This is a genomic window from Pontibacter sp. MBLB2868 (assembly GCF_051904785.1).
GTDB lineage: Bacteria > Bacteroidota > Bacteroidia > Cytophagales > Hymenobacteraceae > Pontibacter.
Genome location: NZ_CP196710.1, coordinates 2,840,194 through 2,854,641, shown reverse-complemented (window position 1 = coordinate 2,854,641; position 14,448 = coordinate 2,840,194). Strand labels below are relative to the sequence as shown.

The following is a 14,448-nucleotide window of genomic DNA, read 5'->3' as shown; positions in this document are numbered from 1 at the left end:
GATTTTAGAAATACCTACTAAAAACAAACCCCCAACAATGGCTGTTGAGGGTTCGTGTTGTTTGTGCGGATGGAGGGACTCGAACCCCCATGCCTCGCAGCGCTAGATCCTAAGTCTAGTGCGTCTACCAATTTCGCCACATCCGCTTGAAGTGTGCTTGTTTGTAATAGTGATGCAAAGGTAAGCAACGAAATTTTAAATGCAATACCTCCCTTGAAAATTTTTCAAATATTTTTTTCTCTGGATATAGCCGGAGTTGCATACTCGCTTTGGCACAGGATGTTATTGGATGCAGTTTATAATCATTATATTTGAAACTTATAAAGCCGCTACCTACTTATACTTATATAGTAAGCATGCAGTAATAGGCATACGCTTATGCATTGATAGAATATGGTTACAATGATTGATCCGGAAGCAGAACGCAAAGAGATCTTAAGACACTACAGAAGAATATTACGGTATGCAAAACCTTTCTTGAAGGATGGCGATGCCAAAATTATCAAGAAAGCATTTAATACCTCGGTAGAAGCGCATAAGGACATGCGTCGTAAATCCGGAGAGCCTTATATTCTACACCCCTTAGCTGTAGCCCAAATTGCCGTTGAGGAAATCGGGCTGGGTACGACCTCTATTGTTGCTGCCCTGCTGCATGATGTGGTAGAGGATACGGAAATGGAAATCGCGGATATTGAGCGCGAGTTTGGCCCTAGCGTAGCTAAGATCATTGAGGGGCTTACCAAGATTTCCGGAGTGTTCGATTACGGAACCTCCCAGCAGGCCGAGAACTTCCGTAAGATGCTGCTCACGCTGAGCGATGATGTGCGGGTTATACTTATCAAGCTGGCAGACAGGTTGCACAACATGCGTACCCTGGATAGTATGCCGCGCCATAAGCAGCTGAAGATTGCATCTGAAACCATGTATCTGTATGCTCCGCTGGCACATAGGCTTGGTCTGTATGCTATCAAATCAGAGCTCGAAGACTTGTATCTAAAGTATACAGACACGGATACGTATAAAGATATCTCCAATAAGATACGTCAGACGCGTAGTGCCCGCAGCAAGTTCATTAAAGATTTTATATCTCCAATTGAGGAGGAACTTAGCAAGTATGGCTTCAAATTCAATATCAAAGGCAGGCCAAAATCTATTTACTCTATTTTAAAAAAGATAAAGAAACAGAACATCACCTTTGATGAGATCTATGACCTGTTTGCCATCCGTATTATATTAGATGTTCCGTTAGAAAATGAAAAGGCGGCCTGCTGGCAGGTATATTCGATCATCACGGATTTTTACCAGCCTAACCCGGACCGCCTGCGTGACTGGGTAAACACACCTAAGGCCAATGGCTATGAATCATTGCACACCACCGTGATGAGTAAGTCTGGCCAGTGGGTAGAGGTGCAGATACGCACCAAGCGAATGGATGAGATTGCAGAAAGGGGATATGCTGCGCATTGGAAGTATAAAGCCGAAGGTGCAGCCTCTGAGTCTGGCCTGGAGGTCTGGATAAATAAAGTGCGTGATATGCTGGAAAATAATACAGCCAATGCACTTGAATTTATGGATGAGTTCCGGAAGAACCTGTTCGTGGAAGAAGTGTTTGTGTTTACGCCCAAAGGCGAACTTATTATACTTCCTGATAAAGCTACAGCCCTTGATTTTGCATTTGAGATACATAGCCAGATTGGTTTACAATGTCTTGGTGCGAAAGTAAATCAGAAACTGGTACCGCTTAGCTATAAACTAAAGAACGGTGACCAGGTTGAAATATTAACTTCTCAGAAGCAGAAGCCAAACGAAGAATGGCTGCAGTATGTAGTTACCTCTCGGGCCAGGTCCAGGATAAAAGAGGCGCTTCGGGAAGAGCGTAAGAATAGAGCAGAGCAAGGTAAAGCCATGCTTGATCGCCGCTTGGAGCTATTGGAAGTGCAGGATACGCACAACAATATGAATAAGCTGATGGCTTTCTTTAATGTGCCTACCCTGCAGGACCTCTATTATAGAATAGCAACCGGCCATATTGATATTAAAAATATCAAGGAGGTTATCTTTACAGCTGCTGTAGACAAAGCTACCTCCATGTTAGAGCCTAAAACCTTTGACAAAGAAGTGCAGAAGATACGCGGTGTTAACTCTGACATGTTGGTGATCGGCGAGAAGACATCCAACATGGAGTACAGGGTGGCAACGTGCTGTAATCCGATTCCGGGAGACGATGTTTTCGGATTCCAGACAGAAGATGATGAGATTGAGATTCATCGCACAAATTGCAAAGAAGGGATGGAGCTGATGTCTAATTATGGCAACAGAGTGATCAAGGCCAAATGGACAGATCAGAAGGAGCTCGCTTTCCTGGCTGGTATTCGTATTAAAGGTACGGATAGGGTTGGTCTGGTAAACGACCTGACCAAGATCATCTCCACAAGTTTAAAAGTAAATATGCGCTCTATTACAATTGATTCGAACGATGGCATATTCGAAGGTAATATCATGGTGTTTGTAAATGACACCAGCCATCTGGAGAAGCTGATTCAGCGCATGAGTAAAGTAAACGGTGTATTAACAGCAGAACGTTTTGATTAGTGCTGCGGCACCATTTGTGATAAGGATAGAATAATGGCATTAGATCATAACAAATTTGAAGAGGTAAAGAAGATCTTTACCGCCTACCTGGAGAGCAAAAGGCTGCGGAAGACGCCGGAGCGTTATGCTATCCTGGAAGAAATATACTCCCGGGATGGGCATTTTGATGTAGAATCGCTCTATATCAGCATGAAGAACAAAAACTATCGTGTTAGCCGGGCCACAGTATACAATACCCTGGATCTGCTGGTAGAGAACGACCTTGTGAGTAAGCACCAGTTTGGCCGTAACCTGGCCCAGTATGAGAAATCGTACGGCTATCGCCAGCACGACCATGTGATTTGTACAGAATGCCATAAGGTGGTAGAGTTCTGTGACCCACGTATTCATAATATACAAACGATGGTAGGGGAGCTGTTAAATTTTCATATCTTGCATCACTCCCTAAATCTATACGGTGTTTGCGGTGATTGCCGCGCCAAAAAAGCTACGGAGGAACTACGCCATGAAGTATCTGATAGAGCAGAAGGATGATATCCTGTTTATAAGGTTGGAAGGTGACCTGATTGCCGGTACCGATACACAGCAGATGATCGAAGAAGTTGATAATCTGCAGGAGGGGAAGCTAATGCTCTGCGCCGTCGACCTTTCTAATGTCCGCTTCATGGATAGCAGCGGTATGGGTGTTCTGGTGTCGCTGCTAACCAAGTTCCGAAACAGAGGCGGGGAGTTAGTGCTTATAAAGCCATCTGATCATATTCGAAAGCTGCTGATCGTTACTAAACTAAACGCAATTTTTACCATTGCAGAAAATGATAACTTTGCAGCGCAATTCTTAAAGGAATCAATTTACTAAACACATAAATGGCAGTTGATATTTTAATAGGTTTACAGTGGGGCGACGAAGGTAAAGGCAAAATCGTCGATGTTCTGGCCCCGACCTATGACATTGTAGCCCGTTTTCAGGGCGGACCTAACGCAGGTCACACGCTGGAGTTTGAAGGAACAAAGCATGTGCTGCACCAGATCCCATCTGGTATATTCCATTCGCATATTCAGAATATAATAGGGAATGGCGTTGTGCTGGATCCTATCGTATTCAAAACTGAAATGCAAAAGCTGACAGACCGTGGCGTGGATGCTGCCCAAAACCTTTTCATTTCCAAAAAAGCCTCTTTAATACTCCCATCTCATAAGGTGCTCGACAAAGTATCCGAAGAAGCACTGGGAAGCGGGAAAATAGGTTCTACTTTAAAAGGTATCGGCCCGACATACCAGGATAAAATAGGAAGAGTAGGATTACGTGTCGGCGATATTCTTTCAGATGATTTCCAGGAATGCTATGATAAGCTTGTTAGCCGTCATCGCAAAATGGTTGAGTTCTACGGAAAGCAGCTTGAACTTGGTGAGCAGGAGCAGTTGTTCTTTGATGCTGTAGATTATCTGCGCACTTTAAAGTTGGTGGATAGCGAGTACATGATAAATGAAGCTATTCAGAATGGTAAGCGGGTGTTGGCCGAAGGAGCACAGGGTTCTTTGCTTGATGTTGATTTCGGAACATATCCTTTTGTAACATCTTCTACTACACTTGTAGCAGGAGCTTGTACAGGTTTAGGCGTTGCTCCAAAACATATAGGTGAAGTATACGGCATATTTAAAGCCTACTGCACACGTGTAGGAAGCGGACCTTTTCCAACCGAATTATTAGATGAAGTAGGGGAGAGCATCAGGCAAGCAGGTCGAGAGTTTGGATCTACAACAGGAAGACCTCGCCGCTGTGGCTGGTTGGACCTACCTAGCCTTAAATACTCTATTATGCTGAACGGGGTGACACAACTGAACATGATGAAAGCAGATGTGCTTACTGAGTTTGATACTATAAACATATGTACGCATTATAGACTGCCATCCGGAGAGTTGACAGATAAAGTGCCTCACTCTCTTGAAGCAGAAAACCTGGAGCCAGTCTATACAGAGCTTCCAGGGTGGAAGATTGATCTGAATAAGATAGAATCGATTGATGAATTGCCGGAAACATTTACAAACTACCTGGCATTTATAGAAGAGCACTTGCGAGTACCTATTACTATAGTGTCTGTCGGTCCAGATAGGAAGAGCACTTTAAAGAGAGATGCATTAAGTATAAGCTAAGCATATTAGTACAAGATTAGTTGAAGAAGCCCGGTGTAAAACACCGGGCTTCTTTGCTTAAAAGAGAATTGATATGGTAGGGAACTAAAGGAAAAGCAAGGAATGTTTACTGAACTGCACAGGCAAAAGAGCGGCTGCGCGGGGCAAGAACCATGATTAGCAGAAAGGGCGAAAATATTCGGGCTCATTTTCAGGTACTTGCAGGAGGTGCTGCTTTTTTTTAGGGGGCAGTGCTTGCGGGGCTGAAAACATTGCTTACCTTTGCATCCCGGTTCAGCAGGAACGGGGCAGAAAGGAAGGGAAGACAGGGCAGCGAAAGCGGCCCGGAGGCGGCGAGAAGGCCATTTTGAAGGACTTTAGGCCTTGAAAAAAAACTTACCTTGCCCCTTGCGGTTTCCAAAAAAGCACTTACCTTTGCATCCCGGTTCGGAAAGAGGGCCGGCGGTTGATTCGGAAGCAGCAGGCTGAAAAAAAAGAGTAAAAAAATTTGCTGCAAATTAAAAAGGTTTTGCTACCTTTGCAGCCCGCTCCGGAAGGACGTTCTGAGACGGAAAGAAGAGAAAAAAAAAGAGTGAAAAAAGATTTGGCAGTTTGAAAATAACTTCCGAACTTTGCACCCCGCAAACGAGCGAACGGCTCGAAAGGGAGTAAAAATAAGATCAGCGCCCCCTGGGGCGCTCCGGCGAAGAAAGTAGTTCTTCGGTAAGTTCTTTGAGAGATTGTTGAGACAGAAATAACATACAAAAAGATAAGGTAATCCGCGCAAGGAATTTGCGCCAGTCCTGTAAGGGACAAGGAAAGCCGGGGTCGAACGGACACATTTTGCAGGGAACTGCAGTAAAGTTTTTTACAATGGAGAGTTTGATCCTGGCTCAGGATGAACGCTAGCGGCAGGCCTAATACATGCAAGTCGAACGGATCAGGGAGCTTCGGTTCCCTGGTCAGTGGCGCACGGGTGCGTAACGCGTATGCAACCTGCCTTCTATTGGGGGATAGCCCCGGGAAACCGGGATTAATACCGCATACCACCACTGACCCGGCATCGGGTTGTGGTGAAAGCTTCGGCGATAGAAGATGGGCATGCGTGCCATTAGCTTGTTGGCGGGGTAACGGCCCACCAAGGCGACGATGGCTAGGGGTTCTGAGAGGATGGTCCCCCACACTGGTACTGAGACACGGACCAGACTCCTACGGGAGGCAGCAGTAGGGAATATTGGGCAATGGCCGAGAGGCTGACCCAGCCATGCCGCGTGCAGGAAGAAGGCCTTCTGGGTTGTAAACTGCTTTTATCTGGGAAGAAAACGCCCCTGCGGGGGTAACTGACGGTACCAGATGAATAAGCACCGGCTAACTCCGTGCCAGCAGCCGCGGTAATACGGAGGGTGCAAGCGTTGTCCGGATTTATTGGGTTTAAAGGGTGCGTAGGCGGCCCGTTAAGTCAGCGGTGAAATCCCACGGCTCAACCGTGGAACTGCCGTTGATACTGGCGGGCTTGAGTTCGGTCGAGGCGGGCGGAACTGGTGGTGTAGCGGTGAAATGCATAGATACCACCAAGAACCCCGATTGCGTAGGCAGCTCGCTGGGCCGAAACTGACGCTGAGGCACGAAAGCGTGGGGAGCGAACAGGATTAGATACCCTGGTAGTCCACGCCGTAAACGATGATGACTCGATGTTGGCGATATACTGTCAGCGTCCAAGCGAAAGCGTTAAGTCATCCACCTGGGGAGTACGCCCGCAAGGGTGAAACTCAAAGGAATTGACGGGGGCCCGCACAAGCGGTGGAGCATGTGGTTTAATTCGATGATACGCGAGGAACCTTACCTAGGCTAGAATGCGCGTGACAGCTCCAGAGATGGAGCCTTCCTTCGGGACACAAAGCAAGGTGCTGCATGGCTGTCGTCAGCTCGTGCCGTGAGGTGTTGGGTTAAGTCCCGCAACGAGCGCAACCCCTATCTCTAGTTGCCAGCACGTAATGGTGGGGACTCTAGAGAGACTGCCTTCGCAAGAAGTGAGGAAGGTGGGGACGACGTCAAGTCATCATGGCCCTTACGCCTAGGGCTACACACGTGCTACAATGGCCGGTACAGAGGGTCGCCACCTGGCAACAGGGCGCCAATCTCAAAAAGCCGGTCTCAGTTCGGATCGGAGTCTGCAACTCGACTCCGTGAAGCCGGAATCGCTAGTAATCGCGTATCAGCAACGACGCGGTGAATACGTTCCCGGGCCTTGTACACACCGCCCGTCAAGCCATGGAAGTCAGGGAGACCTGAAGCCGGTGACCGTTAAAGGAGCCGTCTAGGGTAAAACTGGTAACTGGGGCTAAGTCGTAACAAGGTAGCCGTACCGGAAGGTGCGGCTGGATCACCTCCTTTCTAGGGTCGACACCCGGCTTTCCGGGCACAAGCAGACCGGCGCGGATCCTCTTCTTTTGTAATTTTTGTCTCGGCAACACCTCAAAACCTACACTGTATGGTGGCTGTGAGGCGCCCAGCACTCATTCTGGGCTTGTAGCTCAGGTGGTTAGAGCGCTACACTGATAATGTAGAGGTCCGTGGTTCGAGTCCACGCAGGCCCACTTGATTACCCTGGGGGATTAGCTCAGCTGGCTAGAGCGCCTGCTTTGCACGCAGGAGGTCAACGGTTCGACTCCGTTATTCTCCACACCAACACACAACAGGCAGAAACAGCAGGTTTTTGCTTCCAACTTAAGGCCTTTGCTTTGGTTTAGGCTGCTCATAGGGCAGCAGGAGCGGAAGAAAGGGCATTTGAGAGAAGTTCTTTGACATGATGGGAGAGAGAAAATAAAAGTTTAGGTTGTCGGAAACGACAACTCATGCAAAACGAGAAAAGAGGCGGGCCGTTTGCTTTTAGGAGCAACGGCCGAGAACGCAGATAAGGGCGCATGGGGGATGCCTAGGCTCTCAGAGGCGATGAAGGACGCGACAAGCTGCGATAAGCTGCGGGGATTGGCACATACAAATTGATCCGCAGGTTTCCGAATGGGGCAACCCAGTATATTGAAGATATACTACCCTACGGGGAGCGAACCCGGAGAACTGAAACATCTAAGTACCCGGAGGAAGAGAAAATAACAATGATTCCGTAAGTAGTGGCGAGCGAACGCGGAAGAGCCCAAACCAGTCGTGTCACGGCACGGCTGGGGTTGTAGGGCCACGACGTCGGACCAAAGATTGAAGCATAACATCCTGGGAAGGATGACCAGAGGGGGTGATAGTCCCGTGTGCGTAAGCTCTTTGGCCGTAGTGGTACCCTGAGTAGGGCGGGACCGGAGAAATCCCGCCTGAATCCACCGGCACCATCCGGTAAGGCTAAATACTCCTGAGAGACCGATAGTGAACCAGTACCGTGAGGGAAAGGTGAAAAGTACCCTGAATAAGGGGGTGAAATAGATCCTGAAACCATGCGCTTACAAGCGGTCGGAGCCCTTTAGTGGGGTGACGGCGTGCCTTTTGCATAATGAGCCTACGAGTTACTCCTCCCTGGCAAGGTTAAGCTTCTTGAGGAGCGGAGCCGGAGCGAAAGCGAGTCTGAATAGGGCGCACAGTCAGGGGGGGTAGACGCGAAACTTTGTGATCTACCCATGGGCAGGATGAAGTTTGGGTAAAACCAAATGGAGGTCCGAACCAGTTTACGTTGAAAAGTATTTGGATGACCTGTGGGTAGGGGTGAAAGGCCAATCAAACTGAGAAATAGCTCGTACTCCCCGAAATGCCTTTAGGGGCAGCGTCGTGGTGGAGTCATATGGAGGTAGAGCTACCGATAGGACTAGGGGGAGTCACATCCTACCGAATCCTGACGAACTCCGAATGCCATTTGATATACACGGCAGTGAGGCGCGGGGTGCTAAGGTCCCGCGCCGAGAGGGAAAGAACCCAGACCGCCAGCTAAGGTCCCAAAGTCCACGCTAAGTTGAACAAAGGGGGTCCAGTTGCCTAGACAGCCAGGATGTTGGCTTGGAAGCAGCCATTCATTTAAAGAGTGCGTAACAGCTCACTGGTCGAGCGACAGGGCATCGATAATAATCGGGCATCAAGCATGGCACCGAAGCTGCGGATTGCACACTGTGCACTGGTAGGGGAGCATTCCAAGGGCAATGAAGGCGTCCCGGCAAGGGGCGTTGGAGCGCTTGGAAAAGCAAATGTAGGCATAAGTAACGATAATGCGGGCGAGAAACCCGCACACCGAAAGACCAAGGTTTCCTGATCAACGCTAATCGGATCAGGGTTAGTCGGGTCCTAAGGGCGAGGCGAAAGCGCAGTTCGATGGACAACTGGTTAATATTCCAGTACCGGCACGTCATAGCGATGCGGTGACGGAGAAGTGAAAGGACGGCGCACTGACGGAATAGTGCGTTTAAGGGCGTAGGTATTGGCCTGGTTGTGAAGTACGCCAGGCTAGCTGAAATCTGAAAGTACTCCAAGCCCTCGGGCGCGGAGATCGTCCCTAATCAGGCTCCCTAGAAAACCCGCTAAGCGTTTAAATGGCATGCCGCCCGTACCGCAAACCGACACAGGTGGTCGAGGAGAGAATCCTAAGGTGCTCGAGTGAATCACGGCCAAGGAACTCGGCAAAATGGCCCTGTAACTTCGGGAGAAGGGGCGCTTCCTTGTAGCAATACAAGAAGCCGCAGTGAAAAGGCCCAGGCGACTGTTTAACAAAAACACATGGCTTTGCGAAATCGAGAGATGAAGTATAAGGCCTGACACCTGCCCGGTGCCGGAAGGTTAAGAGGGGATGTTAGTCGCAAGACAAAGCATTGAATCGAAGCCCCGGTAAACGGCGGCCGTAACTATAACGGTCCTAAGGTAGCGAAATTCCTTGTCGGGTAAGTTCCGACCTGCACGAATGGTGTAACGATCTGGGCGCTGTCTCAGCCGTGAGCTCGGTGAAATTGTAGTCTCGGTGAAGATGCCGAGTACCCGCAACGGGACGGAAAGACCCCATGAACCTTTACTATAGCTTAGCATTGACGCTGGGTAACTCATGTGTAGGATAGGTTGGAGACTGTGAAGCGGTGTCGCCAGGCATCGTGGAGTCGTCCTTGAAATACAACCCTTGAGTTGCTTGGCGCCTAACCTCTCCAAGAGGGGGACAGTGCTTGGTGGGTAGTTTGACTGGGGTGGTCGCCTCCAAAATAATAACGGAGGCTTTCAAAGGTGCCCTCAGCACGCTTGGTAACCGTGCGCAGAGCGCAATAGCATAAGGGCGCTTGACTGTGAGGCCTACAAGCCGAGCAGGGTCGAAAGACGGATATAGTGATCCGGTGGTTCCGCATGGAAGGGCCATCGCTCAAAGGATAAAAGGTACTCTGGGGATAACAGGCTGATCTCCCCCAAGAGCTCATATCGACGGGGAGGTTTGGCACCTCGATGTCGGCTCGTCACGTCCTGGGGCTGGAGAAGGTCCCAAGGGTTCGGCTGTTCGCCGATTAAAGTGGCACGCGAGCTGGGTTCAGAACGTCGTGAGACAGTTCGGTCCCTATCTGTTGTGGGCGTCGGAGATTTGAGGGGTCCTGACCTTAGTACGAGAGGACCGGGTTGGACGAGCCTCTGGTGCACCTGTTGTGGCGCCAGCCGCAGCGCAGGGTAGCTACGCTCGGACGGGATAAGCGCTGAAAGCATCTAAGTGCGAAACCCGCCCCAAGATGAGATCTCCCTTAAGGGCCGTCCAAGACGAGGACGTTGATAGGCCGCAGGTGTAAAGCTAGAGATAGCAAAGCCGAGCGGTACTAATTGCCCGAGCGTGTTCTCACAGGCCACAGGCCTTTAGCCGCAACGCGGCCCGCCACTTTTCCGCTCTCTCCCCAATCATGCTCAAAACAAGCTTCTATAAGCATTAGACTGCCACAACGACGGCAGCGACGATAATGGTGGCTATGGCTCCGGTGAGCACCTCTTCCCATCCCGAACAGAGAAGTTAAGCCCGGACGCGCCGATGGTACTGGGGTCACACCCGGGAGAGTAGGTGGCCGCCAACCCCAACACCAGCAGGGCAGCATCCGTACAGGAAGCTGCCCTGTTTGGCATTTATACCCCTACCAACCACCACCAGCAGCAAAACGAAATGACGTCGGCTGGTGCCATTCACCCTGGCAACTCACCAAGCCAGGCCACTGCCAAAGGGTGACCATAGAACGGCAAGGCAAAAAAGCCATGCTAATGGCCAGGGGATACAGCCTAAGAGGATTTTTCATCTCTCAATTGCTATTGCCAATACTACTATTACTCCCCAAGGAGCAACACAAATTTTCTTTCTCCCACGTGAAATAATTGATGTAACCAACCATCAGTTCCAGTTTAAAGTATAGGAGCTATTAGCTGTTCTTGCAATTGCTTAAGATCATCTTTAACTTGTGCTATGTCGTTTCTATATCCTTCCTTCCTGTTTGCATTAGCAGCTATAGCTATTCCTATTTTACTGCACCTGGTACAGCTACGGCGTGCGAAGAAGGTGGTATTCAGTAATGTGAAATTCATACAGGCCTCTAAAGATCTTACCGCCAGCCAAAGAACATTAAAGCAGTTGCTTATACTATTAGCACGGGTTCTATTTATAATCTTTCTGGTCTTAGCTTTTGCTCAGCCCTTTATTCCTGGTTCTGAAAGTGCAGTGGCTGCTAATGAGTCTGATGTTGCTATTGCAGTTGATAACTCATTTAGTGCACAAAACCTTCAGGCCGGGAAAGATATAACAGTTATGAATGCTGCTGTTGATCTTGCTAAAACAGTTATAAAACTTTTCCCTCCTTCTACGGCATTTGCTGTTACTTCTAGCACGCGTGCCAGACATGGTGCATCTGTTCAGGGTGCAGATGCCAGCGCTTATCTTGATGAATTAACCTTTTCCTCAACGGCCTTCCCTTTATTATCGCAAAGAAAGAATCCAGCCCATTTATTCCTTTTATCTGATTTCCAAAAGAGTACTTTTAGCAGCAGGTTTCTTGATTCTTATGATTCTCTTACACAGATTCACCTTGTCCCGATAGCATCAGCGGGGAATGCCAATGTTGCTGTTGATTCTGTATACCTGGAGGATGAATTTATAAGGCCAGGTACAGACAATATATTGCATGTGCGTGTTATAAATACAGGCACAGAAGCAGTAGACGATGTACCCGTTAAATTGTTTATTGATAACAGGCAGGTGGCTGCTATAAGTCTTGATCTGTCAGCCAAACAGGCAACAGAGGCTATATTAAGTTTCAGAGTAGGTAATGAGGCGACTACTAATGCTTATGTTCAACTAGATGATTTTCCAGTAGATTTTGATAATACCTACTACTTTGTTCTGACCCCATCTAAAGGGATAAGCATTACTGAGATTACAGACCAGGAGCAAAGTCCTTTGGAGGGGCTTTATAAAAATGAAGCACTGTTTAAATTTTCCAAGTATAGGTCAGGAAACATAAATTATGCTGCTGCAACTAATTCTGATGTTATTATACTTAATGCTATAGATAACCTTTCGGCCGCAATCGCTAAAACAGCTGCAAATTTTGTTAAAGCCGGAGGTACGTTAGTACTAATTCCACCTGCCAAAGGTGATCAAAGTGGGTATAGCTCCCTGTTTCAGGAATTGAATATTTCAGCTGCTTTTTCAGGTGTAGGACAGGAGGGAGCCAAAACAAGTCTGGAAGCACCAGATCCTAATAACCCTTTCTTCAGAAACATTTTCTCAGAATTCGATGCGAAGATGCAGATGCCAACCTCCATCAGGGGCATGGTCTGGTCACGCGCATCAGATGATATTCTAAAGTTTAAAGGTGGAGCACCATTTTTGTCGCGGTATGATAGAGGCAAAGGGCAATTTTTTCTGATGGCAGCCCCGCTGCAGGAGCAGTACAATACCCTGGTAAACCATGCTCTCTTGCTTCCGATAATGTACAAAGTAGTGATATCAGGCTATAAACAGGAACAACAGCTTGCTTATACTTTAGGAAATGGTGTTGTGCAGGTGCCTGTAAGCGAAGTACCTGCAAAAGAGGGTATTTTTAAGCTTGAGCAGGATACGCTTTCATTTATACCGGAGCAGCAGGTACGTGGAGGGCGCTTATATTTTACCATACCATCAGCCCTGAACCAGGCAGGATTTTACACTTTAAAACTTCAGGATAAAGACATTACAACACTGGCCTTTAACTATAACAACGAAGAATCTCAATTAGAGCAGTATACTCCGGATGAGCTCCGTACGCTCGTTAAAGGCAAAAAAAATGTGCATGTATATGACTACGGGGATGCATTTTCAGTAAAAGGTGAGTTCGAAAAAAGATATTTTGGCGTAAAGCTTTGGAAATATTGTCTAATATTGTGTCTGTTATTCTTAATGGCTGAAATAGCACTTATTAGATTCCTCTAACATGAAAATACTTCTCCAAGCAGTAACAGTTTATAATCCACAGTCGGAATTCCATCTGCAACAGCAGAATATTTTGATAGAAAATGGCACCATCATTTATATTGGTCCCGATATTCAGGAAGCTGAAAAAGTAATAGACTTAGAAGGTCTGTTTGTTTCCGGAGGATGGATGGACCTGAATGCCTTTGTTGGGGAACCTGGTCTGGAGTATAAAGAAGACATTCAAAGCATTGCTGCAGCGGCAGCCAGGGGCGGTTTTACAGAAGTACTCTGCTTGCCTAACACAGAACCGGTGTTACAAACGAAAGGTGCTGTAAATTACCTTATCAACCGTTCGCTTCATCTACCTGTTACTTTACACCCTGTGGCAGCTGTAACGGTAGATGCAGCCGGCAAAGACCTGACAGAAATGATTGACCTTTACCAGGCAGGTGCTGTTGCTTTTTCTGACGGTACAAAGCCATTACAGGGAGCGGATGTTATACTTAAGGCGCTACAGTATGTGCAGTTATTCGATGGTCTGTTGATGAACAGGGCTGAGAATACCCGCTTAACTGAAAATGGGCAAATGCACGAAGGTGAGGCAAGCACACGCTTAGGGATGAAGGGCATACCTGCTTTAGCAGAAGAAATAGTAATCACCCGCGATCTGCAATTGTTAGCTTACGCTGGGGGAAAAATACATTTCTCATTGGTTTCTACAGCCGCTGCCATAGCGGCAATCCGAAAAGCAAAGGCCGAGGGCTTACATGTAACATGTGACGTGGCCAGTTTTCAGCCTGCGTTCACAGACCAGACAATCCAGCCTTTTGATACAAACTATAAAGTATCGCCGCCATTCCGGAATGCAGCAGATGTGTCTGCTATCAAACAAGGACTGCAGGATGGCACGATAGACGCTATTGTATCTGCGCACATGCCCCACGATACAGAGTCTAAGAAGCTGGAGTTTGACCTGGCTGATTTTGGTATTATCAATTTAGAAACAGCATTTTCTGTGGCGTATACTACTTTGTCTGATACGTTACCACTGGAGTTGATTATAGACAAGTTTGTATCCGGACCACGCCGTGTACTCGGATTGCCAGAGCCGCTTATTGCTGAAGGTCAAGCTGCTAACCTAACTTTATTTCAGCCTGAAGTGCGTTGGACCCCTACTGCAGAAACTACTTTATCAAAATCCAGGAACAGTCCATTCTTTGGCAAAGAACTAAAAGGGAAAGTTACAGGCATAATTCATAAGGGCCAGGTGGTGCTCCATTAATCTTTTTAATATATTTATTCTTATATTTAGTTGAAGCTGGGTTTCCAGTAAGACGAAATGC

Annotated in this window: 8 protein-coding genes, 3 tRNA genes and 3 rRNA genes; 12 read left to right on the top strand and 2 right to left on the bottom strand. The window is 47.8% G+C overall.

Annotated features, from left to right (window positions below; all coding sequences use genetic code 11):
- Nucleotides 1-64: 64 nt before the first annotated feature.
- Nucleotides 65-146, bottom strand: a tRNA-Leu gene (locus tag ACSX1A_RS12195).
- A 247-nt stretch (nt 147-393) separates the two neighbouring features.
- On the opposite strand from ACSX1A_RS12195, the gene ACSX1A_RS12190 reads away from it, so the two are divergent.
- From ACSX1A_RS12190 to ACSX1A_RS12175, 4 genes are read left to right on the top strand one after another with little or no spacing between them, the layout of a single operon-like run.
- Nucleotides 394-2,592, top strand: coding sequence for a RelA/SpoT family protein (locus ACSX1A_RS12190; protein ID WP_439879920.1), 2,199 nt, complete (start codon nt 394-396; stop codon nt 2,590-2,592).
- Nucleotides 2,593-2,625: 33 nt separating this feature from the next.
- Entirely contained in the window at nt 2,626-3,126 is a 501-nt protein-coding gene (locus tag ACSX1A_RS12185) for a Fur family transcriptional regulator (RefSeq protein ID WP_439879919.1), read from the top strand.
- A complete protein-coding gene (locus ACSX1A_RS12180) occupies nt 3,098-3,448 on the top strand; it encodes an STAS domain-containing protein (protein ID WP_439879918.1) in 351 nt (116 codons plus the stop codon). Before ACSX1A_RS12185 ends, ACSX1A_RS12180 begins: the two co-directional genes overlap by 29 nt.
- An 8-nt stretch (nt 3,449-3,456) precedes the next feature.
- A complete protein-coding gene (locus tag ACSX1A_RS12175) occupies nt 3,457-4,743 on the top strand; it encodes an adenylosuccinate synthase (RefSeq protein ID WP_439879917.1) in 1,287 nt (428 codons plus the stop codon).
- A gap of 220 nt (nt 4,744-4,963) precedes the next feature.
- Here the strand turns inward: ACSX1A_RS12175 and ACSX1A_RS12170 are convergent, their stop codons facing one another.
- Entirely contained in the window at nt 4,964-5,239 is a 276-nt protein-coding gene (locus ACSX1A_RS12170; protein WP_439879916.1) for a hypothetical protein, read from the bottom strand.
- 353 nt (nt 5,240-5,592) lie between these two features.
- On the opposite strand from ACSX1A_RS12170, the gene ACSX1A_RS12165 reads away from it, so the two are divergent.
- The 8 genes from ACSX1A_RS12165 to ACSX1A_RS12130 all read left to right on the top strand — a co-directional run bounded on the left by ACSX1A_RS12165 (nt 5,593) and on the right by ACSX1A_RS12130 (nt 14,387).
- A 16S ribosomal RNA gene (locus ACSX1A_RS12165) occupies nt 5,593-7,116 on the top strand.
- Between the two features lie 129 nt (nt 7,117-7,245).
- A tRNA-Ile gene (locus tag ACSX1A_RS12160) sits at nt 7,246-7,319 on the top strand.
- Nucleotides 7,320-7,331: 12 nt separating this feature from the next.
- Nucleotides 7,332-7,405 (top strand) — tRNA-Ala (locus tag ACSX1A_RS12155).
- Between the two features lie 221 nt (nt 7,406-7,626).
- Nucleotides 7,627-10,517 (top strand): 23S ribosomal RNA (locus tag ACSX1A_RS12150).
- A gap of 113 nt (nt 10,518-10,630) precedes the next feature.
- Nucleotides 10,631-10,742 (top strand): 5S ribosomal RNA (gene rrf, locus ACSX1A_RS12145).
- Together the 16S, 23S and 5S rRNA genes with 2 tRNA genes alongside form the textbook arrangement of a ribosomal RNA operon.
- Nucleotides 10,730-10,891, top strand: coding sequence for a hypothetical protein (locus ACSX1A_RS12140; RefSeq protein ID WP_439879915.1), 162 nt, complete (start codon nt 10,730-10,732; stop codon nt 10,889-10,891). The genes rrf and ACSX1A_RS12140 overlap by 13 nt, the downstream gene beginning before the upstream one ends.
- Before the next feature lie 231 nt (nt 10,892-11,122).
- Nucleotides 11,123-13,123 carry a BatA domain-containing protein gene (locus tag ACSX1A_RS12135; protein WP_439879914.1) on the top strand — a complete coding sequence of 667 codons (2,001 nt, stop codon included), beginning with the start codon at nt 11,123-11,125 and terminating at the stop codon, nt 13,121-13,123.
- 1 nt (nt 13,124) lies between these two features.
- Complete coding sequence (locus ACSX1A_RS12130) at nt 13,125-14,387, top strand: dihydroorotase (protein ID WP_439879913.1); 1,263 nt, start codon at nt 13,125-13,127, stop codon at nt 14,385-14,387.
- Nucleotides 14,388-14,448: the final 61 nt, after the last annotated feature.